We start from the raw sequence: 25,764 nt of genomic DNA on the forward strand, positions 1-25,764 counted from the left end.
GTCGAATCCACGCCCTTACTCGTCCGCAGGCGCGGGGCCCCGATCCATCGCCGGGGCTGTTCCACTCTACCCGGCGTGTTTCGACGGCCCCCGACGCCTAGGCTGTAGGCGTGTTCGCGTGGTTCCGTCGTCGTCAGCGCCCCGTGGGCCGCACTCTGCAGCTGCGCTCGCGCGGAGACCTGGGCGAAGCCCTCCGCGTCGACTTCGCCGAGCTGGCGCCCGAGGTCGAGACCTTTCTCGGGCAGGCCGCGTACCTGCAGCTCGGCTTCTTCGAGACGCTCAGCGAACTGATCGCCTCGACGCCCGAGCTCGCCGAGAAAGAGTCCCTCTCACGCGCGGCCGGAGCGGCGCTCATCAAACACCAGGAGCTGGTGGGACTCATCCGCGAGCGCGGCGCCGACCCCACCCAGCTCATGCTGCCGTTCCGCGAGTCGCTCGACGCCTTCCGTCGCAACACGCACGGCGTGCGTCCGCAAGAGACGATGCTGACCGTGCACATCACCGCCGGCATGCTCGACGACTTCTACCTGGCCCTGTCGTCGAGCTACGGAGAGACCGGGCGACGTGTCGCCCGCATTCTGCAGGCCGACGACGACCGCCAGGCCATCGTCGAGATCCTCGGCGCCACGATCCAGAGCGACGAGGAGTGGCGTTGGCTGCTCGCACTGTGGGGGCGACGCTTGGTGGGCGACACCCTGCTGGTGGCTCGCGCCGGCCTGCGCAACGGTCACCTCGACCGCGACGAAGAGGCCAAGGTCGAACCGGTCTTCAGCGGCCTGATGGGGGCGCACGCGCGACGCATGGATGCCATGGGGCTCGCCGCGTAAGAAGCGGGCCACGGGCGCGCGGCGGTGCCGGTGCGCGCCATCGGGGTGGGCGAGGAGCGCGGTACCGCCCTCAGATGCCGAGCTCGGCGCGGTCCGCCGCGTCGCGATTCAGCCGCGCACGCGAGATCACCGGCACCAGCGAGAACGTCGTCGCCACGGGAGCGAGGACGACGACCAGCCACAGCACGGGGGAGTCGATCCCCAGGCCCGCCCACGTGAGGGCGGTCCAGACGATCGCAGCCGACGCGGCGCCCGCGAACGGAGCGAGGGCCGCGCCGCGGAGCTGCCGATGCGGGAGCACGACGTGGGCGGCGAGGCCCACGACGGCCCCCACGATCAGACCGAGCAGGATCTGCACGGGGCGCTCTCTCAGGCGACGAAGCCGACGCGACGGGCCTCTTCGGTGCCGAACTCGACGAACGCGAGGTTCGCGGTCGGAACCAGGTAGGTGTTGCCCTTCACATCGGTGAAGACGACGTGGCTGGCGGAGTTGTCGAGGGCGGCGGCGACCGCCGACTTGACGGCGTCCGAGCTCTCGTTCGTCTCGAAGTTCAGCTCGCGGCCGGTGTTGGTGATGCCGATACGGATCTCCACGATGCGTCCTTTCCCCGCGGGCCGCGGTCGGCCCGGCGCGTGCTTCCGACTCTAGGGCAGCCCTCCGACACCGCGTCCCGCGCGGGCCCCCGCTTCGCGGATGGCGAACGCGATGGTTCTGGAGCGGGCGGCCTCTCATGCGAGCGGCGCGGTGACAGGGCGCACGGGACCGCCGCTCGGGGAGGGGCGTCTCTCGAGGCGCCTCGCGGCAGACCTGGCGCGGCCGGTGATGTCGGAGGTCGCCGTTAGCGTGGATGCCATGCAGATCTCCGCCGCCGCCGCGCTCGCCTCCGAGGTGTCCCGCGGCGACGGTCTCGCGGGTGGATCACCGGCGGCGATCGCCCTCGACCGGCTCGACGACGCGCAGCGCGCGGTGGTCCAGTGGCCGGCCGAGGCCAGTGGGGTGGTGGTCGGTGCCCCGGGCTCGGGCAAGACGTCGACCCTGCTGTCGCGCGTGCGCGTGCTCGTGGCATCCGGTGTCGACCCCGACGATCTGCTCGTGCTCACCCCCACGCGGCCGGCGGCGACGGCGCTGCGCGATCCACTCGCCCTCGCGGTGGAACGGGCGACGTCGGGCGCGCTGGCGCGCTCGCTGGCGTCGTTCGCGTTCCACCTGGTGCGCGGAGCCGAGGTGCGTCGCGGTGCCGAACCGCCCCAGCTGCTGACCGGCGGCGATGAGGACCAGATCATCCGCGACCTGCTCGACGGAGATGCGCTCGACGAGGCCGAGGGCGTCTCGCGATGGCCGGAGTGGCTCGGCCCGGCCATTCGCGCGACGCGCGGTTTTCGCGGCGATCTGCGCGCGTTCCTCGCGGAGTGCACCGACCTGGGCGTCGACTCCGCTGCCCTCGTGCGACTGGCCGAAGAGCACGAGCTCCCGGTGTGGGCCTCACTCGCCTCGTTCGCCGACGAGTACCGCGCGGTGCGCGCCTCGATGCGCGGAGCGCACCGCGACGCCGCCGACCTGGCCCGCGAGGCCGTTTCCGTGCTCGGGGAGGCGCGCCGGGAGCGCGATCTGCTCGGGCGGTTCTCGTCGTTGCGCTGCGTCCTCGTCGACGACGCGCAAGAGCTCACCGCGGGCGGCATCGACCTGTTGCGCGCCTGCCGCGACCTCGGGATCGGTGTCGTCGCCTTCGGTGACCCCGACGTGGGCTCGGGCGCCTTCCGCGGCGCCACCCCCGAGAACTTCGCGCGACTCGCTCGAGAGCTGGGCGCGACGGCCGCGCTGGGGGAGCCCCACCGCGGCACCCCCGAACACATCGACCTGGTGCGGCAGGTGGCGGCGCGCATCGGCGCGGCCGGCGTCGTGGCGCACCGGCGGGCGCCCGTGGGAGCTGCGCCCGCCGGAGCCGTGCGCACCTACCTGCTGCGCTCTCCCGCCGAAGAGGCCGACGCGATCGCGCGTCTGCTGCGCGAACGGCACGTGCTCGACGGGATTCCCTGGTCGCAGTGCGCGGTCATCGCGCACGACTCCCGCCAAGTGGCCACGCTCGAGGCCGAGCTCGCGGCGCGCGAGGTGCCGGCGCGCTCGAGCGGCCCGGGTCTGGCGCTCGGGGTGCAGCGTCCGGTGCGCGACCTGGTCGCGCTCGTCGAGCTGGGCATGCGCGACCCCGACGGGTGGGCGGCCGATGCCGTGACCGATGCGCTGCTGGGAACCTTCGGCGGCCTCGATCCCATCGAACTCCGGCGCCTTCGCACCGCGCTCCGCCACGACGAGCTGTCGTCGGGAGGATCCCGCACCGCGAGCGAGCTGCTGGTCTCGGGCGTGCGCTTCCCCCTCGAGCTCGAGACCGTCGACACCCGCGAGGGGCGACGTGCGGCTCGACTGGGCGAGACACTGGCGGCCCTGCGGGCGCAGACGCAGGCGAAGGCCACGGCGCACGAACTGCTCTGGACCGCCTGGGAGCGCAGCGCTCTGGCGCGGGTGTGGCGCGAGGCCTCGCGGGGGCACGGTCCGCTCGCCGAGCAGGCCGATCGCGATCTCGACGCGATCGTCGCCCTCTTCCAGGCGGCCAAGCGGTTCACCGAACGCGAGCCCGACGGAGAAGCCGCCGTGTTCCTGCGTTCCGTGCTCGACAGCGACGTCGCCGAAGATCGCATCGAGCAGCCCGCCGTGACCGAGACGGTGCGCGTGCTCACGCCCGCCGCCGCAGCCGGCACCGCGTTCGACACCGTGATCGTGGCCGGCGTGCAAGACGGTGTCTGGCCCAACACCCGGCTGCGCGGCGGTCTGCTCGAGACGTGGCGTCTCGCCGACGCGGTCCAGCAGCCCGACCTCCCCGTCTCGGGCATGCTCGACCGCCGCCGCGCCGCGATGCACGACGAGCTGCGACTGTTCGTGCGCGCGATCAGTCGAGCGAACGCGCGGCTCGTGGTGACCTCGGTCGACGACGACGACACCGGTCCGAGCGTGCTGTTCGAGATGCTCCCCACCCCCGAGCCCGCCGCGGCGATCCCGGAGCACCCCCTGTCGCTGCGGGGACTCGTCGCGCGTCATCGGCGTGCGCTCACCGTGCCCCGGGTCCCGCCGGCCGATCGCGCGCACGCCGCCGGCCAGCTCGCCCTCCTCGCGGCGGCGGGGGTGGCCGGTGCGGCCCCCGACGAGTGGTACGGCGTCGCCGCACCGACCTCGACCGCGCCGCTTCGAGACCTCACCCGCGAAGACGTGCGGGTCTCGCCGTCGCGCCTGCACGCCCTCGAAGAGTGCGAGCTCGACTGGGTCATCGCCGATCTGGGCGGTGACCGAGGCGGCACGACGGCGGGCATCGGCACGATCATCCACGCGGCGCTCGAGACCGCGGCATCCATCTCCGAGGGCGATCTGTGGGCCGTGGTCGACGAGCGCTGGGGCGAGTTGGTCTTCGACGCCGCGTGGCGCGAGCGGGCGGAACGCACGCGCGCCCGGGAACTCGTGCGACGGCTCGCGACCTACCTCCGCCGGTTCGACGACGCGGGTGGGCGCCTGATCGGCGCCGAGCGGCACTTCGAGGTGCCCATCCCCCTCGACGACGCGGCCGAGCACCGCGCCGTACTCAGCGGCGACATCGACCGTGTCGAACTGACGCCGAGCGGCGAGGTCGTGATCGTCGACCTCAAGACGGGCAAGAACGAACCGCAGACCGACGCGAAGGTCGCCGACAACCCCCAGCTCGCCGCGTACCAGCTGGCGTTCTCGTCGGGTGCCATCGAGCCGGTCGCCGGCCTCGCCCCGGGAGGCGCGAAGCTGCTCGTGCTGCGCCCGACGGCGGCGACGAAAGAGTACGCCGAGCCCTTGCAGAAGCCTTTCGACGACGCGCAGCGCGCCGACTTCGTCAGCCGCGTGCAGCGCGCCGTCGGTGTGATGCGGGGCACGAGCTTCGCTGCGCCCTACGAGGTGCACTGCCGAGACGAGTTCTCGTACGGGTTGTGCCGCATCCACACGGTGTCGGCGGTGAGCGCCTCGTGAGCGACACCGTCTCGGCGGCGGTCATCGCCGCCGCCCTCGGGCAGTTCCCGCCGACGTCGGAACAGACGTCGGTGATCGAAGCCCCACTCGCCCCGGCGCTGGTGGTCGCGGGCGCCGGCAGCGGCAAGACCGAGACGATGGCCGGACGCGTGGTGTGGCTCGTCGCGAACGGCCTCGTCCGCCGCGACGAGATTCTCGGACTCACCTTCACCCGCAAGGCCGCGGGTGAGCTCGCCGAGCGCATCCAGCGCCGGTTGCAGCGACTGGCCGAGTTCGAGGCGCGCGGGCTGCTGCCCTTCCTCCCGGCCCTGCACGAGTCCGGTCGGCTCTCGGTGTTCGCCGACCTGGCCCCCCTCGACGGTGCCCGCGGCGATGCCGCTCGTCGCGAGGCGCTCGACGCGCTGGCCGCCGAGGTCGGTGCGCACGCCGACGACGCCCACGACGGCGACCAGCTGCTGCACCGGCCGACCGTCTCGACCTACAACAGCTTCGCCGACGGGATCGTGCGCGAGCACGGCGTGCGCATCGGTCGCGACGCCGAATCGGCGGTGCTGTCGGAGTCGGCGGCCTGGTTGCTCATGCGGCGCGTGGTGTTCGCCTCCGACGACCCGAGACTCGAGGAGCGACAGGAATCCCCGCGCACGTTGATCGACGCCGCCCTGCGCATCGCGCGCGACGGCGTCGACAACCTGGTCGACCTCGAGCGTCTCGCCGCGTTCCCCGACGAGTTCGCGCGCATCGTCGAGCGCCCCTCGACGTCGGCCCGCGTGAGCGTCTACAAAGAGGTGGGCGACGCCGCGGCGAAAGTGTCGGCGCTTTCGCTTCTCGCCGCCCTCGCCGCGGACTACGACCGCGAGAAGGCCCGCGTCGGGGTGATGGATTTCGCCGATCAGGTGGCGGGCGCGCTGCGCATCGCCCGGGAGCACCCGGCGGTGGTCGCCGAACTCCGCGCGCGGTATCGGGTCGTGCTCCTCGACGAGTACCAGGACACCTCGGTCGTGCAGACCGACCTGCTCGCGACGCTGTTCGGCGGGACCGGGGTCATGGCCGTCGGCGATCCCCACCAGGCCATCTACGGGTGGCGGGGCGCCAGTGCGGGCAACCTCGGCGGATTCCCCGCGGCATTCGCCCCGGAGGGGGGATGCCGGCACTTCGCGCTGCTGACGAGTTGGCGCAACAGCGCGGCGGTGCTGCGGGCGGCCAACGCGGTCCTCGCCCCCCTCGCCGCGCGCGCGGCGGTCGAGGTGGGCGAACTCGCCCCGCGCCCCGGCGCGCCGGCGGGCGTCGTCGACGTGGTCTTCGAGAACGACCTCGACGCCGAAGCCGATCGCGTCGCGTCGTGGTTCGTCGGGGTCCGCGCCGCCCGCGCGGCCGAGGGACGCCCCACGACGGGCGCGATCCTCTTCCGCAGCAAGAAGCACATGGTGCGCTTCGGCAACGCGCTCGGTCGCCGCGGAATCCCTCATCGCATCCTGGGTCTCGGGGGGCTCCTCACCACCCCCGAGGTCGTCGACGTCGTCTCGGCCCTGCGGGTCATCAGCGACCCCGAGGCCGGGTCGGCGCTCATCCGATTGCTGTCGGGCCCGCGGTGGGCCGTGGGCCTGGCCGATCTTCGCGCCCTGGCGCAGCTGGCACGACGCCTCGCCACGCACGACGTCGGCCTGCAGCCTCTCGCCCCCGAGGTCGTCGACCGACTGCGCTCCACGCCGGGGGCCGACCGGGCCTCACTCGTCGACGCGCTCGACTTCCTCACGCGTCAGACCGACGGCCACGGCTGGCTGGCCGAGATCACCCCCGAGGGGCGCGCGCGGCTGCGCGACGCCGGCGCCGTGTTCGCGGCGCTCCGGCGCAGCGTCGGCGCACCGATCCCGGAGCTCCTGCGACTGATCGAGGTCGAGTTGCGTCTCGACATCGAGCTCGCCGCGAACGAATCGCGCGGCCCCGCCCGCATCGCCTCGGCGCAGTTGCGCGCGTTCGTCGACGAGATCCGCGGCTTCCTCGCCGCCGACGAGTCGGGGTCGGTGTCGAGCCTGCTCGCGTGGCTCGATCACGCCGAGCAGGCCGATGAGTTCGCCCCGCGCACCGAGCCGCCCGAAGACGACGTGGTGCAACTGCTCACGATCCACGGCTCGAAAGGGCTCGAGTGGGATGCCGTCTCGGTGGTGCGCCTGGTGACCGACGAGCTCCCGTCGCTGGCACGCGACACGAAGGGATGGCTGGGGTTCGGCATCCTTCCCGCGGAGTTCCGCGGTGATTCCGCCTGGCTTCCCGTGTTCGGGTGGCGGGGTGCCGAGACCCAGCAAGACCTCAAGGCCGCCATCGACGCCTTCGTCGCCGACAACCGGGCGCGGCAACTCGACGAGGATCGCCGACTCGCCTACGTGGCCTTCACCCGTGCCCGCGACCATCTGATGCTCTCGGGATCGAGCTGGTCGGGGACGAAGCGTCCGCGCCGCCCGAGCGTGTTCCTCGACGAGGCGACCGATGCGCTCGGCATCGACCTCGAGATCGGTGATCCGGGCGACGATCCGTATGACGGGGAGCGCCGTCTGCTGCACTGGCCGCTCGACCCGCTCGGGTCTCGTCGCACGGCCGTCTCGGCTGCCGCGGCCGCGGTGAACGCCGCGCGTACGTCGGGACCGGTCGATGCCGATCCCGACCTCGCATTGCTTCTCGCTGAGCGTGCCGACCGGTTGCGTCCGGCCCACACACCCGCGCCCACGCGCATCCCCGCATCTCGATTCAAGGATTTCGTCGCCGACTACGGCGAGGCGGTCGAGGCGCTCCGCCGGCCCCTCCCGGAGCGCCCCTACCGTCAGACGCGCCTGGGCACCCTGTTCCACGCCTGGGTCGAACAGCGATCGGGGTTGGTGGGCGCGGGGATCGGCCTCGACGACGACGCGCTGTGGGTCGACGACGAGGCGGGCGCATCGGCCGCCGACGCGGCCGAACTCGAGCGCCTGCGCGCGTGCTTCGAGCGGTCGGAATGGGCGCCGCTGATGCCGCTCGAGGTCGAGACCGAGATCGACTTCGTCACGACGCGGCTCGACGGCCGCGAACACGTCGTCATCTGCAAACTCGACGCCGTCTACCGGCGTGGGGACCGCTACGAGATCGTCGACTGGAAGACCGGTCGTCCGCCGCGCACCGAGGCCGAGCGCACCGCGCGCATGGTGCAGCTCGAGCTCTACCGCGAGGCGTATCACGCCAAGCACGGCATCGACCTCGACCGCATCGACGTCGCGCTGTTCTACGTCGGCGATGAGCTCGTGCTGCGCGGCTGAGGCGGCGGCGCGGGAGGGGCGCGCGTACAGTGCGGCGCGGGCCGGTCGCGTTCATCGATTACGGCGCGGACGTGTCGAGTGCGCGAGCGGCTCGCTCACAGCGAGCTCGACTCCGGCCGGTCAATCACGGTGAGCGCCTTGCGAGCGGGTCGCCTACACCGAGCAGGCGCGGGCCGGCGCGACGGCTGAGGCCGCGCGAAACGGGCGCGGGCGCGTCACGCCCCGTCGCCCGAAACCCCCCAACGGCGGAGGGCCGCACGGCTGGCGCGCGCAGCGTCTTCCTCATCATCGTGGTCGGTGTCGTCATGGTCGGTGTCGACGGCACCGCCCCGCAGCGCCGGCTCGTCGTGCCGAGCCCAGCCGGGGAGCGCGCCGTCGCCGTGTGCGGCGGCGGGTGAGACGTTCGCCTGCTCGTCGGCTCCCGCGTGCGCCTGTCCGGGCGCGGTGCCGGGCGTCTCGGTCCACCCGTCGAGATCGATCGGCTCGGTCGCGCCGGGCTCGGGTGAGGAGAACTCGTCCGTCGAGCTTGGGGTGGGCGGGGTGAACGAGAGGGCCCCCGTCTCGGCATCCGGATCCTGGTCGGCGGCGAGTGCGTCGGCGAGGGCCTCGGCCGCCGCGGCCCGATCGCGTTCGGCCGAGAGGTAGAGCGAGAGCGCCTCGGGGTCGTAGGCGTCGGTCTGCATCGAGGTGTCGACCGACCCGGGCGCCGACAGGGGGGGCACGCTCTCGACCAGGGCGAGGGCGTCGTCGATGTCGCTGCGCGAGTCGGGGACGATGTGGTCTCCACGCACACCCTCGGCGAGGGCGTCGAGAAGGGCGACGGCGTCGGCGACGACGTCGGCTTCCCCCGCGTCGTGGCCGTGCACGAGCCAGCGCGCGAACTCCAGTTCGGCGTACAGGCGCGCGCGTTCTCGCAGCAGGGGGTCGGGGGAGCGCTCCGCACCGGAGGCGTAACCGGCGTAGACGTCATCGGTGGCCAGCGGGGCCGAGGCGAGCCAGCGCAGGTCGACCGCGGGGTCGCCCACGCTCAATCCCGCCCAGTCCAGCAGGCCGACGACATGCGGCACGCCGTCGTCGTCGTCGGTGAGCAGGATCGACGAGCTCGTCGCGCCGCCGAGCACGACCGCCGCTTCGAACCGCCAGAGGTCGTCGACCTCGAGAGCGCGGCGCCAGCGCAGCATGAGGCCGTCGCTGACCCGGCCGGTGGCATCGGCGCGGTCGAGGAGGCGCCGGACGTCGTCGCGCGTCTGATCGGCGGAGCGCACGGGCAGGCCGTCGGTGCGCACGATCGACACGGGCAGGGCGTGCACGGCGGCCAGGGCAGCGCCGATCGCCGGTGCGTACCCCGGGCCCTTGGGCAGGTGCGCGGGGTCGATGCGATAGCCGTCGATGTGCCCGACCACGAGCACGCGCTGGGCGCCGGATCCGCTCTCGCCGGCGACCTCGGGGACCGCGAAGGGCAGCAGGGCACGCACACCAGGGGTGAGCGCGTGAAGCGCGCGCGCCTCGGCGGCGAGGTCGGCGCCGTCGTCGTCGCCGGCCGGCATACGCACGACGAGCTCCCGTCCGTCGTCGGTACGCGCCAGGGCGGTGTCGAACCTCCCGCCGGCGTTCTCGGTCAGGATGCTGACGCGGGTGATGGCGGTGCGCGGCAGTGCCGCCGTCGCCGACGCGGCTAAAATGAGGGGCGAGCGTGCCATGCCCCCAGGGTAGGTCGGGCCCTCGCCCACCCGCCCGCGCCACGCCCTTGAGAGAGGTGTTCGATGCCGCTTCCCGCGTCTTCGCCGCACGATCACACGTCGCACGACCACCCGATCGGCTCGGCCTTCGACCGATCGGCGATCGAGCGGGATCGCGTCGATCTGCTCGACTCCCTCCGTGAGGCGGCCGATACGCGCGTGCTGGCCGTCCGACGTGATGCGGCGCCCGTCGCCGACGCTCACCTGCGACTGGTGAGCGTGCCCGAAATCGTCAACGCGCTCGAGTGGGCGTTCCTGGGCAGGACGGCCGACGGTGCGGGGGTGCTCCTGGCCGTGCTCGCCGACGACGCCGAGCTCGACGGCATCCCGGACGCCGCATGGATGGCGCTGCGCAGCGGGGGAGGCGATCTGCCCGCCGCCGAGGCCGAGGTGCTCACGACGGCCGTGGCTCTGGCCGGCTGGCTGCGCGATGCGCCGTTCTGCCCGGCCTGCGGCGCCCGCACCCTGCTCGGACAGGCCGGATGGTCGCGCCACTGCCCCTCGTGCGGCCGCCAGCACTTCCCCCGCACCGACCCGGCGGTGATCGTGCTGGTCACCGGCGGCGAGAACGACGACCGCGTGCTGCTCGGCGCGAACGCGGCCTGGGGTGGGGACCGGTATTCGTGCTTCGCGGGCTTCGGCGAGGCGGGGGAGTCGCTCGAAGAGACGGTGGAGCGCGAGGTCACCGAGGAATCGGGTGTGCGCCTGCGCGACATCGCGTATCGCGGCTCCCAGGCCTGGCCGTATCCGCGGTCGCTCATGCTGGGCTTCCGGGCCCGGGCCGTCGACGTCGCCGAGGCCCGACCCGACGGCGACGAGATCGTCGAGGTGCGCTGGTTCGATCGCGGCGAGATCGCCGCCGCCCTGCGCGGCGAGGGATCGGTGCAGCTGCCCGGACCCGCCTCCATCGCCCGGCGTCTGATCGACGGCTGGGTTCGGGGCGACGCGTGACCGGCCCCCTCGACGGACTCGACGAGCACCAGCTGGAGGCGGCGCGCGCGCTGCGCGGACCGGTGTGCGTCCTCGCGGGCGCGGGGACCGGCAAGACCCGCGTCATCACCCGGCGTATCGCGCACGGCGTCGACACGGGCGCCTACTCGCCTCAGCGGGTCATGGCGGTCACCTTCACCTCGAAGGCGGCGGGCGAGATGCGGGGGCGGCTGCGGGCGCTCGGGGTGACGGGCGTCTCGGCGCGGACGTTCCACGCTGCGGCGTTGGCTCAGGTGAACTTCTTCTGGCCCACCCTCGCGGGCGACCAGGCACCCTCGATCATCGACAACAAGGTGCGCATGCTCGCGCACGCGGCCGACGGGGTGGGGCTGGCGCCCGACACGGCGACCCTGCGGGATGTGGCCGCCTCGATCGAGTGGCGCAAAGTGACCCTGCGCTCGGTCGAGCAGTACGCCGCGGAGCGCCCCGACGGGGTCGGTCGACTCGGGGTCGATCAGGTGGTCGCGTTGCAGCGGGCGTACGAGAAGCTCAAGGACGAGCGGCGTCAGATGGACTTCGAAGACGTGCTGCTCACCTGCGCGGGCATGATCGAGGCGGAGCCGCGGGTGGCCGCCGCCGTCCGCGAGCAGTACCGGCACTTCACCGTCGACGAGTATCAGGACGTCTCGCCCCTGCAGAACCGCCTGCTCGAGCTGTGGCTGGGCGACCGCCGCGACCTGTGCGTCGTCGGCGATGCCAGTCAGACGGTGTATTCGTTCACCGGGGCCGATGCCCGCTACCTGCTCGACTTCGAGCGGACCCACGACGACGCGCGCGTGGTGCGCCTGGAACGCAACTATCGCTCCAGTGCGCCGGTGCTGGCCGTCGCGAACGACCTCATGCGCGGCCGCGCGGGCGCCCTCGAACTGGTCGCCGCCCGCGACGACGAGGCCGTCGTCCCCACCGTCCGCGGGTTCGACGATGACGAAGCCGAGGCCACGGCCGTGGCCCGATCCATCGCCGATTCGATGAAGCGCGACGTCGATCCGCACGACATCGCCGTGCTGTACCGCTCGCACGCGCAGTCGGCGGCGCTGCTGTCGGCGCTGTCGGCGGTGGGGGTGGCGGCATCCGTCCTGGGCGGGCGCAAGTTCTTCGACCTCCCCGAGGTGCGGCAGGCGCTCATGGCCCTGCGCGCGGCGTCGGTGGCGCCGCTGGAGACGGGCTTCCACGCCACGGTCCGTGACGTTCTGCGCGGCATGGGGCTCACCGACGATCCCCCCGAGGCCGGGGGCGCCCTCCGCGAAGCGTGGGAGGCACGGGCGGCGCTGCTGCGCCTGGCCGAAGAGGCCCCGAACGATATGGACCTCCGTGCGTTCACCGACGACCTGCAGGCGCGCGCGCGTGACCAGCACGAGCCGACGACGCGCACGGTGACGCTGGCGACGCTGCACGCGGCCAAGGGTCTGGAATGGGATCACGTCTACCTCGTGGGGGTGAGCGAGGGCCTGCTGCCGATCTCGTACGCGAAGACCTTCGAGGCCGTCGACGAAGAACGTCGACTCGCCTACGTCGGGGTCACCCGTGCCGCGCGCACGCTCTCGGTCAGCTGGGCACGGGGACGCGGCCGGATGGAACGCTCGCCGTCGAGGTTCCTTCGAGAGATCGGCAGTGGCAGTCTGCACTCGGTCGATGCAGCTGCCAGACCCGCCGGAACGAATCGACGCGCAGCCGCACCGACCGTGTCGTCTCGGCGATCGGCGAGCTGAGTAGCGAGCGCGCCGCGCGTCCGGCCTCGGCAGCCAGCGCCGCGTCGACGTCGGGTCTGGGCCGCGCGAGCAACTGCGCGGCGAGCGTCGGCCATTGCTCGTCGTGGTGGCGGGTCACCGCGTCGAGGCACGCGAGGCACGCGGTGCGCCCGGGGGAGACGACGGGGCCGACGGTGGCGCTCGCACCGTCGAGCGCGAGCGGCAGATGCACGACGTCGTCGCGCACGTACATCGCCGCGCGGCGGGGATCGACACGGTGCGACGCGAGCACGACGACCCGCGTCCCCCGGGGGACGGGCTCGGTCACGCGCCCCGCCCAGGCGATCAGGCGCGTGCGGGGCGGGAGCGCCGCGAGCACCGCCTGCACCGCCCGTGCGGACAGGTCGTCGCCGGCCTGGAGCACGAACGGCGCGTGACGCCCAGCGCGGCGCAACGCCGGCGAGACCTGCGCGAGCAGGGCGTCGGCATCGCGATCGGTTCCGCCGTGCACACGCGTCAGGGCGCGCAGGGCCTGGGCCGTCGTGCCCTCTTCGAGGGCGGCGACGCAGGCGTCGACCCAGGCGTCGGCGCGGGGGATGCGCGCGATCGCCGGAGCGCCGAACTGCACGCTGCCGTCGGGGCGCCAGAGCGGGGGAGCGGAGGGGTCGAGTCTGATCATCGCCCGAGCATGACGCAGGGGTTGACCCCGGATGCCGTTATCCCCAGCCATCCTCGCCGGATTGCGCGTGGGGAGGACGGGACGGGGAACCGATGCCCGGGTCGGCGCGACGGCCGACCCGAGCCGACCGATCAGACGGGGCGCTGGTCGCCCGGGGTGCCGTCGTCGTCGCGCCGGTCGTCGTCGCGTCGCGCGTCGTCGCCGGGGAGCACATCGCCCGGGAGCACGTCGCCGGGGAGGGCCTCGTCCGCCGAGGAATCGGCATCCGGCGCGCCGTCGCGGCCGTCGCCACTGGTCTCTTCGGCGATGAGCTGGGCGAGAGCGTCGTCCATGGCATCCGAGGGAGCCGCTTCGCCCCGTGATGCGGCGGTCAGACGGGCGATGAGGGCGGCGGGGTCGTCGATGTCGTCGGCCGACGGCATGAGGTCGGGGTAGTCCCACAGTGCGTCGCGTCCGGCGACACCCACGGCGTCGGTGACGGAGCGCCACATCGCGGCGGCCTCGCGCATGCGACGCGGACGCAGTTCGAGCCCGACGAGCGAACCGAGCGCCTGCTCGGCGGGCCCGCCCACGGCACGGCGTCGACGCACGGCCTCGGCGATGCGCGCGGCCGACGGGAGGCGCGAGGTGGCGTCTTCGGTGACGACGTCGACCCAGCCCTCGATCGTCGCCAGGAGGTTCTCGAGACGCGTCAACGCCGCCGTCTGCTCCTCGGAACGCGCCGGCAGCAGCGCGCCGCTCTCGAGCGCGCCGCGCAGCTCTTCGGGCTGCGACGGATCGAAGCGCGAGGCGAGGTCTTCGAGGGCGTCGGTGTCGACGCGGATGCCGTGGGCGAAGTCGCGCACCTGCGCGATGACGTGCAGCCGCAGCCACCGGGCGTGCCGGAAGAGGCGGGCGTGCGCGAGCTCGCGCGTGGCGAGGTACAGCGCGAGCTGGTCGTCGGGGATCTCGAGATCGCGACCGAAGTCCGCGAAGTTCTGCGGCAGGATCGCCGCGTCGCCCTCGGGCATGACCGGGATGCCCACATCGCCGCCGCCGACGACCTCGGTCGACAGGCGACCGACGACGTGTCCGAGCTGCGTGGCGAAGAGCGAACCGCCGACCGTGCGCATGAGCCGCCCGGCGCCCGCGATCATCTCCTGCATGTCGTCGGGTGCCTGCTGGCCGAGGGCCTCGGTCAGCGCGTCGGCGATGCTGGTCGCGACGGGTTCGGCGAGCTCCTGCCAGAGGGGCAGGGTCGCGCTCACCCAGGCGCCGCGGGTGACCACGCGCGGGGGACGCGGAAGGTCCGAGATCGTCGTCGCCTCGCCGAGCCAGAGACCGGCGAGCGTGAACGCCTGGTCGATGTCGGTGCGCTGACCCGTCGACACGCCGAGGCCGTCCTGATTGGCGATGTGCAGGGCCTGGCGTTCGGCGAGGCTCCAGTCGACGCCCTCCTGCGTGCCGGCGAAAGCGCCCTGCAGTTGGTTCATCACCTGCTGCAGCATGGCCGGGTCGATCTGCATGCCCGACAGGCGCGACAACTGCTCGGGGTCGATGCCGCTGGTGTCGCCCGACATGAGGCGACGCATGAGTTCCTGGAACTCTTCTTCGGGGCTCCGGTCGTCGGCGCCTCGGTCGTCGTCTGCCACTTCAGCCGCCTTTCAGCCGGGTCATCGGGATCACGACCTACGCTAGTCGCACGCTTCCCCGCTTCCCCCGGCACGGCTCCTCGCCGCTTACGCCGCGCGCGAACGACCCGGCAAAGGATTGAGACCGTGACCCTGTTCGACGACAACGCCTCCGTCGTGCCCGCATCGCCGCAGCGGTGGCGGCGCAGCACCGTCGCGGGCCTGTGGTCGCTCGCGATCGCCGTGATCCTGCTGTTCGTGATGACCTTCCTGCCGTCGGCGTACGTCATCCAGCAGCCCGGCCCCGTGTTCGACACCCTCGGCACCTCGACCAACGCCGAGGGCGAGGAGGTGCCGCTGATCAGCGTGCCCGACGAGGACGACGACACCTCCACCGGTCAGCTCGACCTGCTCACCGTGCAGGTCAGCGGCAACCGCGAGCGCACACCGTCGTGGATCGAGCTCGCCCTGGCCTGGTTCGACCGCTCGCGCGCCGTGGTGCCGATCGACCGCATCTTCCCCGCCGGGCAGACGACCGAGCAGCGCAACACCGAGAACGCCGCCCTCATGACCGACTCGCAGGTCGAGTCCTCGGGCGCGGCGCTGCGGGCGCTGGGCTACGACGTGCCGCAGCAGATCGCCGTCGCAACCGTCGACGACTCGGGTGCGGCGGCCGGCCTGCTGCAGCAGAACGACGTCCTCACCACGGTCGACGGGGTCACGGCGCCGAACGTCGACGCCGTGCGAGCGGCGGTGCAGGCGGCCGCCGGTGCGCCGGTGACGATCGGCTACGAGCGCGACGGCGCAGCCGGGACGGTCGAGATCACCCCGCGCCAGACCGACGTCAACGGCCAGCAGCAGTACCTGCTGGGCGTCGGCCTCATGCTCTCGTTCGACCTCCCCGTCGACGTCAAGATCCAGCTGAACGACGTGGGCGGCCCGAGCGCCGGCATGATGTTCGCCCTCGGCATCATCGACAAGATGTCCCCGGGCGACCTCACGGGCGGGCAGCACATCGCCGGCACCGGCACGATCGACGCCGACGGCAACGTGGGCCCCATCGGCGGCATCCGACAGAAGCTCTACGGAGCACGGGATGCCGGGGCCACCTGGTTCCTCGCACCCGCGGCGAACTGCAACGAGGTCGTCGGCCACGTGCCCGACGGCATCCGGGTGTTCTCCACCTCGACGCTCCAGGAGTCGCTCACGGTGCTCCAGACGATCCGTGACGGAGGCGATCTCGACGCCCTCCCGACGTGTGGTTCGGGATCGTAGCATTCACGGCGTACCCCGAGAAGGGCGCGCCTAGGATGGGGGAGTGACCACGACCCCAGCGCCGAACCAGGCCACGCCCCCGAACCGCTCACGACGGATCATCTCGATCACCCTGGCGGTGATCGCAGCTCTCCTCGTCGCCTTCTTCGTCTTCGCGAACCTGTACTCCGATTGGCTGTGGTTCGCCCAGCTCGGCTTCACGGAGGTGCTGACCACCCAGTGGATCGGGCGCACCGTGATGTTCGTCGTGGGCTTCCTCGCGATGGCGGTGCCTGTGTGGGGCGTCATCCAGCTCGCTTACCGACTCCGCCCCGTCTACGCGCGTCTGAGCTCGCAGCTCGACCGCTACCAGGAGGTCGTCGAGCCGCTGCGCCGCCTGGCGATGTGGGGCATCCCGATCTTCTTCGGCTTCTTCGCCGGGTTCGCGGCATCCGCCCAGTGGGAGACCACCTGGCTGTGGTTCAACGGGGTCGCCACCTCGGTCACCGACCCCCAGTTCGGCCTCGACACCGGCTTCTACCTGTTCGGGATGCCGTTCTACGCGGCCGCGCTCGGCTTCGCCTCGGCCGTCGTGCTCGTCAGCCTGCTGCTCACCGCCGTGGTGTCGTACCTCTACGGCTCGGTGCGGGTCGGTCAGCGCGAACTGCGCATCTCGAAGGCCGCGCGCATCCAGCTCGCGATCCTCGCCGGTGTCTACCTGTTGCTGCAGGGTGCGAGCCTCTGGCTCGACCGCTTCCGCACGCTCGTCGAGCCGTCGGAGCGCATCACCGGACCGGGTTACGTCGGTGCCAACGCCGTCATCCCCGGACAGACGATCCTGGCGATCGCGGCGGTCATCGTCGCGGCGGCGTTCTTCGTCACGGCATTCATCGGCCGCTGGCGCTACCCGCTCATCGCCACCGCGCTGCTGGTCGTCTCGGCGATCGTCGTCGGTGCCGCGATCCCGTGGGCGGTGAACACCTTCCAGGTGCGCCCGAACGAGCTCGCCCTCGAGAGCCAGTACTACCAACGCAACCTCGACGGGACGAAGGCCGCGTACGGCATCGACGGTGTCGAGAAAGAGGACTTCCAGGCCGAGACGCAGGCCCAGGCCGGTCAGCTGCGCAACGACGCCGAGTCCACCGCGCAGCTGCGCATCATGGACCCCGCGATCATCGGCCCCACCGTGCGTCAGCTCGAGCAGTACCGTGCGTACTACCAGTTCAACACCCCGCTCGACGTCGACCGGTACACGATCGACGGTCAGACGCAAGACACCGTCGTGTCGCTGCGCGAACTGAACATCGGTCAGCTGGGCGATGCCGCGTCGTGGCAGAACACGACCCTCGTCTACACCCACGGCTACGGCATGGTGGCGGCGGCGGGCAACGAGCGCACCGCCGACGGCGACCCGGTCTTCCTTGAGCAGGCCATCCCCGGCACCGGTTTCCTCACCGACCTCAAGTACGAGCCGCGCGTGTACTTCGGCGAGCAGTCGCCGGCGTACTCGATCGTGGGCGGAGAAGAGGGCGGCGAGCAGATCGAGCTCGACTACCCGCTGGGTGCCGACGGGGGCAGCGAGACCCGCACGACCTTCGCCGGCGACGGCGGACCGAGCGTCGGCAACGTGTTCAACCGGCTCATCTACGCGCTGAAGTTCCAGTCCGAGCAGATCCTGTTCTCGGACTACGTCAACTCCGAGTCGCAGATCCTGTACGACCGCAACCCGAAGGAGCGCGTGCAGAAGCTCGCGCCCTACCTGACCCTCGACAGCGACCCGTACCCCACGGTCGTCGACGGACGCATCAAGTGGGTCATCGACGGCTACACCACGAGCGCGAACTACCCCTACTCGTCGGGCGTGTCGCTGTCGCAGGCCATCGCGGACTCGAACAACCCGGCCCCCACCTACGCGCTGGATGACATCAACTACATCCGCAACTCGGTCAAGGCCACGGTCGACGCCTACGACGGTTCCGTGAGCCTCTACGCCTGGGACGACGAAGACCCGCTGCTCAAGGCGTGGCAGAACATCTACCCCACGACGATCAAGCCGTGGACCGACATGTCCGCCGATCTCATGAGCCACGTGCGGTATCCCACCGACCTCATGAAGGTTCAGCGCTCGATGCTCGGCGTCTACCACGTCGACGACGCGCGCTCCTTCTTCCAGCAGGACAACCGGTGGACGACGCCGAACGACCCGCAGGACCCGGCCGCCTTCCAGCCGCCGTACTACCTGACCATGAAGATGCCGAGCCAGGACGACCCGTCGTACTCGATGTTCACGAGCTTCATCCCAGCCTCGCAGGGCGGGCAGGCTCGAAACGTGTTGACGGGCTACCTCGCCGTCGACTCGAACGCGGGCGATCAGAAGGGCACGAAGCGCGACGACTACGGACGATTGCGCATGCTGGTGATCGACTCGTCGACCACGGTGCCCGGACCCGGACAGGTGCAGAACACGTTCGACTCCGACACCAACGTGTCGTCGCAGATCAACATCCTGAAACAGGGACAGTCGCAGGTGCTCAACGGCAACCTGCTGACCCTGCCGGTCGGTGGCGGTCTGCTCTACGTGCAGCCGGTGTTCGTGCAGTCGTCGGGTGACACCAAGCTCCCGCAGCTGCGGCGAGTCCTCGTGGCGTTCGGTAACAAGATCGCGTTCGAGAACACCCTGAGCGAAGCGCTCGACACCCTGTTCGGCGGCGACTCCGGAGCCAACACCGGCGACGAGACGGTCACCCCGACCGACCAGGGCGACGGCACCGGGAACACCGGGGGCACCACCCCGACGGTTCCGGCCGGCGACTACGCGGCCGCGCTGGCCGAGGCACGCAGCGCCCTCGAAGCGCGTCAGTCGGCTTTGACGAGCGGAGACCTCGCGGCCTTCGCGACGCAGGACGCCCGCCTCACCGCGGCCGTCCAGCGCCTGCTCGACCTCGAGAGCGAAGGCCAGGGCGGCACGGTGTCGCTCGACCCGTCGGCGACCCCGACCCCCGAGGCCACTCCCGCGGGCTGATTCCGCTCACCGACGCCGGCGCTCCGCTCACGCGGGGCGCCGGCGTCGTCGTTGCCGCCGCGGATCCCCGTTGAGTGTCCAAGACACGCCGTGTCGCCCCGGGCCGGGACGGCGCGTCTTGGACACTCGACGGTGGGGTGCTGGCATCCCGGGCCCGTTCATGTGCGGTGACGGCCGCGACGCCGCGCTCACCGTGCCGCGCTCACCGCGGCGCCCACCCTGTTGAGTGTCCACGACACGCCGCGTTACCTCGGCCCGCAACGGCGTGTATCGGACACTCGACGGTGGAGTGCCGGCATCCCGCGCCCGCCCGTGCGCGGTGACGGTCGCGACGCCACGCTCACCGCGCCGCGCTCCCCGCGCTGCCCACCCCGTCGAGTGTCCGAGACACGCCGCATCACCCCGGCCCGCAACGGCGTGTCTCGGACACTCAACGGTGGGGTGCCGGCATCCCAGGCCCGTTCATGCGCGGTGACGGTCGCGACGCCACGCTCACCGCGCCGCGCTCCCCGCGCTGCCCACCCCGTCGAGTGTCCGAGACACGCCGCATCACCCCGGCCCGCAACGGCGTGTCTCGGACACTCAACGGTGGGGTGCCGGCATCCCGCGCCCGATCGTGCGCGGTGACGGTCGCGACGCCACGCTCACCGCGCCGCGCTCCCCGCGCTGCCCACCCCGTCGAGTGTCCGAGACACGCCGCATCACCCCGGCCCGCAACGGCGTGTCTCGGACACTCAACGGTGGGGTGCCGGCATCCCAGGCCCGTTCATGCGCGGTGACAGCCGCGCTGCCGACCGCGACGCCACGCTGACCGCTCCCCGCGCCGCGCTCACCGCCCTGCCCACCCCGCCGAGTGTCCACGACACGCCGCATTGCCCCGCGCCGCAACGGCGTGTCTCGGACACTCAACGGTGGGGATGCCGCCACCCCCGCACCCGTTCGCGCACGCGGACGGACGCGCGGGCCGAGCGCGGCGCCCGCGACGCGTCAGGCGCTCAGGAACCACCACCAGATCAGGAGCATCGTCGTGCCGAAGCCGGCGATCTGGTTGAGCCAGAGGAAGCGGTTCCATCCGGCGGTGGCGCGGTCGCTCTCGGCGTCAGTGACGTTGCGGTACGGCCAGCAGACGACGAGGTACGGGATGACGAGCACGGCGGCCAGCGGCCCCGGCCACGCCGTGAGCAGCATGGCGACTCCGGCCAGGGCGTAGGCGACGAGGGCGAAGCGCACGGTCCAGCGGGCGCCGCGCGCCGTGGCGATCGACGAGATGTCGGCGGCGCGGTCGGCTTCGACGTCCTGCACGGCGCCGAAGGCGTGCGACGCGATGCCCCACAGTGCGAAGGCGACCAGCACGGCGACGAGCTGCCAGGTCCACGTCGCCCCGGCGAGCACGAGGCCGTACACGGCGGGCGAGAAGAAGTGGATGCTGCTCGTCATCGAGTCGGCGAACGGGCGCTCCTTCAGCCGCAGGGGAGGGGCGGAGTAGAACACGACGAAGAACAGGCTGATGGCCAGCACGAGCCACGACAGCGGCGATCCGATGGCGACGAGGTACACCACGAACGGCACGCACGACAGCGCCGAGGCCCACAGGGTGATGCGGTGCATGCGCTTGTCGAGCACGGCGCCGTGGGTGCCGCCCTTGCGGGGGTTGCGCAGGTCGGACTCGTAGTCGAAGACGTCGTTCACCCCGTACATCGCGAGGTTGTACGGCACGAGGAAGAAGATCGCGCCGACGATGAGCGGGGCGTCGATCTGCCGGGTCGTGAGCAGGTACGCCGCGGCGAAGGGGAAGGCGGTGTTGATCCAGCTCACCGGCCGCGAGGACACGAACAGCTCGCGCAGCACGCGCGCGGGGGTGAGGGCGACGGGGGTGGTCATGCGGGGTCCTTCCGCGACGAACGCGAGGGTGAGGGCTGCGGCGACGGAGACCGCGACGGGAGCAGGGTGTACACCGCGGGCACGAGGAACGCGGCGCACAGCGGGTACGCGAAGTCCTCGATCGGGGCGAGGCCGAGACGCAGCCCGCTCAGGTGCTCCTCGGGGTACGAGAACAGGTCGACGGCAATCATGAGGTTGTCGAACACGAGGGTGAGACCCACGAGGACGAGGGCAGTGAGCCCCGACGAGGCCATGCGCTCAGCGAAACGCGGACGCCGGAGCGTGGCGAGCGTCACGAGGACCGTGACGATCACGAACGGCAGCACGATCAGCGGGTACGTCACGGCCGCTCCCCGGGCGCCCCCGCGGGGTGCCGCGCCGAGACGCCGAGCCCCCGTCGCCGCGCCGCCCGCCGCTCGAACACCGCGAACATCACGATCGACAGGTAGCTGAGGAACAGCAGGAAGAAGACTTCCTCGAGGGGCAGGTGAGGGGCGAGCGTGACCCCGATGAACAGCGGGCTCTCGCCCTTGACGAACACTCCGGTGACGATGCCGACGACGTCCCAGACGAGGAAGAACGCCGTCGACAGCAATACCGCGGCACTGGTGCGCACCGGGGCGACGCGCAGGGCCAGACCGAACTTCAGATCGATCGCGATCATGCCGGCAAAAGAGAAGAGGATCGCGCCCAGGTAGATCCCCGGCACCTCAGACCGCCGTGTGCACGGGCTCTGCGAGGGGACCGGCGGAGGTGTCGCCCGTCAGGCGCTTGACCACGAGCTCCGCCGAGATCAGGCACATCGGCAGGCCGATCCCCGGAAGCACCGAGGTGCCCGCGTAGTACAGGTTGCGCACCTTGCGGGAACGGTTCTTCGGTCGGAAGATCGCGCTCTGGTTCAGCGTGTGCGCGAGTCCGAGCGAGTTGCCGTGCCACGCGTGCAGGTCGTTCGCGAAGTCCTCGGGGGCGATCGTGCGGCGGACGACCACGCGCTCGGCAAGATCCGGGATGCCGGTCCACTCGGCGATCTGCGCGATGACACGGTCCGCGGCCTTCTCGATCCGCTCGTCGCCGGCTCCCGAGACGCCTCCGCGTCCGCTCACGGGGTCGGCGGGCACGGGGACGAGCACGAAGAGGTTCTCGTGTCCCTCGGGTGCCACGGAGTCGTCGGAGGCGCTGGGGCGGCAGATGTAGATCGAGGCGGGGTCGGGGATCTTCTTGTTCTCGCCGAAGATCGCGTCGAAGTTGGTGTGCCAGTCGTCGGTGAACAGCAGGGTGTGGTGGGTGAGCTGCGGAAGCTCGCCCTTCACGCCCAGCAGCAGCAGCAGGGCGCCGGGGCTGGGCACCTTGTCCTTCCACCACTTCTCGGGGTACTGGCGGTCCTTCTCTTCGAGCAGGTCGTTCTCGGTGTGGTGGAGGTCGGCGCCCGACACCACGGCATCCGCCGAGATGACGCGGCCGTCGGCCAGACGCACGCCGCGCGCGACACCCGACTCGGTGATGATGGCATCCACCGGCGACGAGGTCTCGATCTGCACGCCGCGCTCACGCGCGAGCCGCTCGATGGCCGTGATGATCTCGGTCATGCCGCCCCGGGGGTAGAGCACGCCGTCGCCGAGGTCGAGGTGGCTCATGAGGTGGTACAGGCTCGGCACCTCGAACGGGGAACCGCCGAGGAACACCGCCGGGTAGGCGAGGATCTGCTGCAGTCGCGTGTTCTTGAAGTCCGTCGTCACGCGCTTCCACAGCGTGCGGGTGAGCAGCGGGATGAGCGTGGGCAGACGCTTGACCAGCGCGGGGTCGCGCAGGCCCTTCGTCGACGAATACGGGTCGTACAGGAACTTCGAGGTCGACAGCTCGTAGGCGTCCTTGGCGGAGTCCAGGTAGGCGTCGATGTTGTCGCCGGAGCCCGGCTCCTGCTCTTCGAACAGTGCGCGCACCGCTTCGCGTCCCGAGACGATGTCGATGGGCTCGCCCTTTCCGGGAGGGCCGTAGACGCGGTACGCCGGGTCGAGACGCACGAGATCGAGCTGCTCCGCCGCGCTCGTGCCGAGCAGGCGGAAGAAGTGGTCGAACACCTCGGGCATGAGGTACCAGCTGGGGCCCGTGTCGAAGCGGAAGCCGTCGCTCTCCCACGACCCCGCTCGGCCGCCGAGGGCGTCTCGGGCTTCGAAGAGCTGGACGTGGTGACCCCGGTCGGCCAACAGGGCGGCGGTGCCGAGTCCGGCGATCCCGCCTCCGACGACGACGATGCGCTGGGCGCTCATGAGCGTGAACCTTTCGGGGGACGCCCGAGGAGGGCGCGGGCGGCGAGGGTGGCTTTGACACCGTCGGGGACGCGGACGCGGGGGGCGCCGGCGGGAGACGCGCGCAGTCGACGCGACAGCTCGGCGAACAGGTCGTGCGCCGTGATCACCGCCGCGCGGCANCGCGCCGTCGAGGTAGTCGCGCCCGAGTCGGTCGGCGTCGTCGGCGAGGTCGCGCAGGAAGTTGACGTCTTGGAAGGCGGCGCCGAGGCGTCGCGCGCCGTCGACGAGGTCGGGCGCGGGCCGGGCGGGCGCCGACATGCCGGCGTTCAGGAACACCTGCAGGCACATCAGTCCGACGACCTCGGCGGAGCCGTAGACGTAGGCGTCGTGCGACAGGTCGTCGTGGGCGGCGGTGTCGAGGTCGGTGCGCATGGATGCGAAGAACGGGGCGATGAGATCGGCTCCGATGCCGCATTCCCGTGCGGTCCGGGCGAACGCGTGCACGACGAGGTTGGCGCTGAAGCCGGTGACGATGGCATCCATCACCTCGGTCTCGAGACCGTCGAGAACGGCGCGCTCCCGCTCGGGCGTGAGGCCGGCGTCGTGAGCGGGACCATCGACGATCTCGTCGGCGACGCGCACCAGGGCGTAGATGTTGCGTACGTGCGGGCGGGGTCGCGCGCCCAGCAGCCGGGCCGCGATGCCGAACGACGTCGAGTACCGGTTGATCACGGCGGCGGCCGCGTCGTCGGCGGTCTGGGAGTACAGCGCCAGACCCGTGGGGACGGAGCTCACGGCATGCGCCCCTGCACGGCGTCGACGAGGTTCAGCAGCATGGACTGGCACGCGGGCGGCAGCGTGGAGGCGGCGGCGATGCCTCGAGCCTCGTCGAGCGTCTCGCGCACGAGATCCTCGAGTCGCGCGCGGGCACCGGATGCCGACAGCGCCACCTGCGCGGCGCGCACCGCCACCGGGCCGGTGTGGGCGTGCGCCAGGGCCTCGCTGACGACGGGCCAGTTCTCGCTCTCGCGGGCCAGGGAGATGAGGTGGGTCTTCTTGGCCTCGCGGAGGTCGCCGCCCTCGTCCTTGCCCGCGTCAGCGGAGGTGCCGAACGCACCGATGAGGTCGTCGACGAGCTGGTAGCCCAAGCCCAGACGCTGACCGAAGCGCGACAGCGCGTGTCGGAGCGGCGCGTCGGCGCCCGCCATGACGGCGCCCGCCTCGAGGGGAGCCGAGAAGGAGTACACGGCGGTCTTGTCGTGGGTGGTGCGCAGGATGGACTCCGCGTCGACCTCACCGCCCGACACGGCATTCTCGACGTCGGACAGCTCTCCGGCCGCCGAGATGAGCACGGCGTCGTCGATCAGGCGCAGCAACTCGGCGCGGATCGGCGCGGGGATCTCGGCGAGGGCGACCAGGCGTCCGGCTTCGTGCAGCAGCAGGTCGCCGGCGAGGATCGCGGCGGCGTCTCCGAGCAGGGCCGCGCCCACGGCATTTGCCCCCCGACGCAGTCCGCGCTGGCGGAACTCGCCGCCGACGTTGGGGACGCCGCGGCGCTCGGTGTCGTGGTCGATGACGTCGTCGTGCACGACGAACGCCGTGTGCAGCAGCTCGAAGGCCGCGGCGACCTCGAACAGGGCGGGGCGCGCGATGTCGGGGCCGTCGAGCGTGTCGAAGGCGGCGACGACGAGCAGGGGGCGGAAGCGCTTTCCGCCCTCGGCGGCGCGACGGATCGCGGATGCCAGCGCCCGGGCGCCGTCTCCGAGATCGGCCACGCGGCTGTCGAGGCGGGCCAGTGCCGCTTCGATCGCGGCGTCGATGCCCTCACGGGCGACGGGAGTCGTCGACAGCGCGATCATGAGGCGCGCCGCACGGCGGGAGAGGAGTCGAAGAGGTGAAGTTGCTGGGCCTGGAGGACGAGCCAGGGGCTGAACGCCCAGGGAGTCGCCTCGAGCGACGCGGCGAGCTCGAGGGGGTCGACCCAGCGGTACTCGGCGACCTCGTCGGGGTTCGGCTGGGGCTCGGCGTCGGTGCGCGCGATGTAGACGGGGCAGATCTCGTGCTCGACGATCCCGCTGGCGTCGACGGCGCGGTAGCGGAAGAGCGGCAGCGCCACCTCGAGGTCGCGCAGCGGGAGGCCGACCTCGAACTCCGCGCGGCGGTGCACCGCCGAGGCCACGGGCTCGGCCGGTCCCGGGTGCCCGCAGAAGGAGTTCGTCCACACGCCCGGCCACGTCTTCTTGTGCAGAGCCCGGCGGGTGACGAGCACCTCACCGGCGGCGTTGACGACGTGGCACGAGAAGGCCAGGTGCAATGCGGTATCGGTGTCGTGCACGCTCGCCTTGGGCGCGGTGCCGATTTCGTTGCCGAAGTCATCGAGAAGGACGACATACTCGGTCTCGCTCATCGTGCCTCCTGTTTGCTAGTTTAGCTAGCGATGTCAGCGACTATACCCAGCCGGAAAGGGGGTGTCCACCGTGAGGAAACCCGCTTCGGCGTCTG

Annotated in this window: 17 protein-coding genes and 1 pseudogene; 7 read left to right on the top strand and 11 right to left on the bottom strand. The window is 71.8% G+C overall.

Going from position 1 to position 25,764, the window contains the following annotated elements; genetic code table 11:
• The first annotated feature begins 110 nt into the window (after nucleotides 1–110).
• On the top strand, nucleotides 111–827 hold the full coding sequence (locus IFR11_RS00490) for a ferritin-like fold-containing protein (protein ID WP_055836262.1): 717 nt from the start codon (nucleotides 111–113) through the stop codon (nucleotides 825–827).
• A 70-nt stretch (nucleotides 828–897) separates the two neighbouring features.
• Here IFR11_RS00490 and IFR11_RS00495 read toward each other — a convergent pair whose 3' ends face one another.
• Nucleotides 898–1,185, bottom strand: coding sequence for a hypothetical protein (locus IFR11_RS00495; RefSeq protein WP_055836266.1), 288 nt, complete (start codon nucleotides 1,183–1,185; stop codon nucleotides 898–900).
• Between the two features lie 11 nt (nucleotides 1,186–1,196).
• Nucleotides 1,197–1,421 (bottom strand): DUF3107 domain-containing protein, encoded by a 225-nt coding sequence (locus tag IFR11_RS00500; RefSeq protein ID WP_055836269.1) that lies wholly within the window; start codon nucleotides 1,419–1,421, stop codon nucleotides 1,197–1,199.
• 259 nt (nucleotides 1,422–1,680) lie between these two features.
• On the opposite strand from IFR11_RS00500, the gene IFR11_RS00505 reads away from it, so the two are divergent.
• Together IFR11_RS00505 and IFR11_RS00510 are read left to right on the top strand one after the other, a co-directional pair.
• Nucleotides 1,681–4,866 carry an ATP-dependent helicase gene (locus IFR11_RS00505; protein ID WP_191914881.1) on the top strand — a complete coding sequence of 1,062 codons (3,186 nt, stop codon included), beginning with the start codon at nucleotides 1,681–1,683 and terminating at the stop codon, nucleotides 4,864–4,866.
• A complete protein-coding gene (locus IFR11_RS00510; protein ID WP_191914882.1) occupies nucleotides 4,863–8,150 on the top strand; it encodes a UvrD-helicase domain-containing protein in 3,288 nt (1,095 codons plus the stop codon). Before IFR11_RS00505 ends, IFR11_RS00510 begins: the two co-directional genes overlap by 4 nt.
• 215 nt (nucleotides 8,151–8,365) lie before the next feature.
• Here the strand turns inward: IFR11_RS00510 and IFR11_RS00515 are convergent, their stop codons facing one another.
• Nucleotides 8,366–9,850, bottom strand: coding sequence for a phosphotransferase (locus tag IFR11_RS00515; RefSeq protein WP_191914883.1), 1,485 nt, complete (start codon nucleotides 9,848–9,850; stop codon nucleotides 8,366–8,368).
• A 63-nt stretch (nucleotides 9,851–9,913) separates the two neighbouring features.
• Here IFR11_RS00515 and nudC point away from each other — a divergent pair, with 63 nt between their 5' ends.
• Both nudC and IFR11_RS00525 read left to right on the top strand, forming a co-directional pair.
• On the top strand, nucleotides 9,914–10,840 hold the full coding sequence (nudC, locus tag IFR11_RS00520) for an NAD(+) diphosphatase (RefSeq protein ID WP_191914884.1): 927 nt from the start codon (nucleotides 9,914–9,916) through the stop codon (nucleotides 10,838–10,840).
• The gene (locus tag IFR11_RS00525) at nucleotides 10,837–12,588 is read left to right on the top strand and encodes a UvrD-helicase domain-containing protein (protein WP_191914885.1); all 1,752 of its coding nucleotides are present in this window, start codon (nucleotides 10,837–10,839) and stop codon (nucleotides 12,586–12,588) included. Before nudC ends, IFR11_RS00525 begins: the two co-directional genes overlap by 4 nt.
• A gap of 789 nt (nucleotides 12,589–13,377) precedes the next feature.
• Here IFR11_RS00525 and IFR11_RS00530 read toward each other — a convergent pair.
• Nucleotides 13,378–14,817, bottom strand: a complete 1,440-nt coding sequence (locus IFR11_RS00530) for a zinc-dependent metalloprotease (protein ID WP_244630523.1) — start codon at nucleotides 14,815–14,817, stop codon at nucleotides 13,378–13,380.
• Nucleotides 14,818–15,003: 186 nt separating this feature from the next.
• Between IFR11_RS00530 and IFR11_RS00535 the strand changes: the two genes are divergently transcribed.
• Together IFR11_RS00535 and IFR11_RS00540 are read left to right on the top strand one after the other, a co-directional pair.
• The gene (locus IFR11_RS00535; RefSeq protein ID WP_191914886.1) at nucleotides 15,004–16,131 is read left to right on the top strand and encodes a S16 family serine protease; all 1,128 of its coding nucleotides are present in this window, start codon (nucleotides 15,004–15,006) and stop codon (nucleotides 16,129–16,131) included.
• A gap of 43 nt (nucleotides 16,132–16,174) precedes the next feature.
• Nucleotides 16,175–19,132, top strand: coding sequence for a UPF0182 family protein (locus tag IFR11_RS00540; RefSeq protein WP_191914887.1), 2,958 nt, complete (start codon nucleotides 16,175–16,177; stop codon nucleotides 19,130–19,132).
• Nucleotides 19,133–20,119: 987 nt separating this feature from the next.
• Here the strand turns inward: IFR11_RS00540 and IFR11_RS00545 are convergent.
• From IFR11_RS00545 to idi, 7 genes and pseudogenes are all read right to left on the bottom strand, one after another.
• Nucleotides 20,120–21,013, bottom strand: a complete 894-nt coding sequence (locus tag IFR11_RS00545) for a prenyltransferase (RefSeq protein WP_191914888.1) — start codon at nucleotides 21,011–21,013, stop codon at nucleotides 20,120–20,122.
• Nucleotides 21,010–21,357, bottom strand: coding sequence for a lycopene cyclase domain-containing protein (locus tag IFR11_RS00550; RefSeq protein WP_191914889.1), 348 nt, complete (start codon nucleotides 21,355–21,357; stop codon nucleotides 21,010–21,012). Before IFR11_RS00550 ends, IFR11_RS00545 begins: the two co-directional genes overlap by 4 nt.
• Nucleotides 21,354–21,722, bottom strand: a complete 369-nt coding sequence (locus IFR11_RS00555; RefSeq protein ID WP_055939661.1) for a lycopene cyclase domain-containing protein — start codon at nucleotides 21,720–21,722, stop codon at nucleotides 21,354–21,356. Before IFR11_RS00555 ends, IFR11_RS00550 begins: the two co-directional genes overlap by 4 nt.
• A gap of 1 nt (nucleotide 21,723) precedes the next feature.
• Nucleotides 21,724–23,280, bottom strand: coding sequence for a phytoene desaturase family protein (gene crtI, locus IFR11_RS00560; RefSeq protein ID WP_191914890.1), 1,557 nt, complete (start codon nucleotides 23,278–23,280; stop codon nucleotides 21,724–21,726).
• A 162-nt stretch (nucleotides 23,281–23,442) separates the two neighbouring features.
• A pseudogene (locus IFR11_RS00565) lies at nucleotides 23,443–24,057 on the bottom strand (phytoene/squalene synthase family protein); the annotation flags it as partial.
• Nucleotides 24,054–25,121, bottom strand: coding sequence for a polyprenyl synthetase family protein (locus IFR11_RS00570; protein ID WP_055836298.1), 1,068 nt, complete (start codon nucleotides 25,119–25,121; stop codon nucleotides 24,054–24,056). The pseudogene IFR11_RS00565 and the gene IFR11_RS00570, both read right to left, overlap by 4 nt.
• Complete coding sequence (gene idi / locus IFR11_RS00575) at nucleotides 25,118–25,669, bottom strand: isopentenyl-diphosphate Delta-isomerase (protein ID WP_055836301.1); 552 nt, start codon at nucleotides 25,667–25,669, stop codon at nucleotides 25,118–25,120. The genes IFR11_RS00570 and idi overlap by 4 nt, the downstream gene beginning before the upstream one ends.
• Nucleotides 25,670–25,764: the final 95 nt, after the last annotated feature.

The sequence above is a fragment of the Microbacterium sp. CFBP 8801 genome (assembly GCF_014839455.1).
In the GTDB taxonomy this organism is placed as follows: Bacteria; Actinomycetota; Actinomycetes; order Actinomycetales; family Microbacteriaceae; genus Microbacterium.

Coding starts and splice junctions, on each gene's coding strand:
- IFR11_RS00505 (WP_191914881.1), top strand. CDS start 1,681: ATGCAGATCTCCGCCGCCGCCGCGCTCGCCTCCGAGGTGTCCCGCGGC.
- IFR11_RS00515 (WP_191914883.1), bottom strand. CDS start 9,850: ATGGCACGCTCGCCCCTCATTTTAGCCGCGTCGGCGACGGCGGCACTG.
- idi (WP_055836301.1), bottom strand. CDS start 25,669: ATGAGCGAGACCGAGTATGTCGTCCTTCTCGATGACTTCGGCAACGAA.
- crtI (WP_191914890.1), bottom strand. CDS start 23,280: ATGAGCGCCCAGCGCATCGTCGTCGTCGGAGGCGGGATCGCCGGACTC.
- IFR11_RS00570 (WP_055836298.1), bottom strand. CDS start 25,121: ATGATCGCGCTGTCGACGACTCCCGTCGCCCGTGAGGGCATCGACGCC.
- IFR11_RS00545 (WP_191914888.1), bottom strand. CDS start 21,013: ATGACCACCCCCGTCGCCCTCACCCCCGCGCGCGTGCTGCGCGAGCTG.
- IFR11_RS00530 (WP_244630523.1), bottom strand. CDS start 14,817: ATGCGTCGCCTCATGTCGGGCGACACCAGCGGCATCGACCCCGAGCAG.
- nudC (WP_191914884.1), top strand. CDS start 9,914: ATGCCGCTTCCCGCGTCTTCGCCGCACGATCACACGTCGCACGACCAC.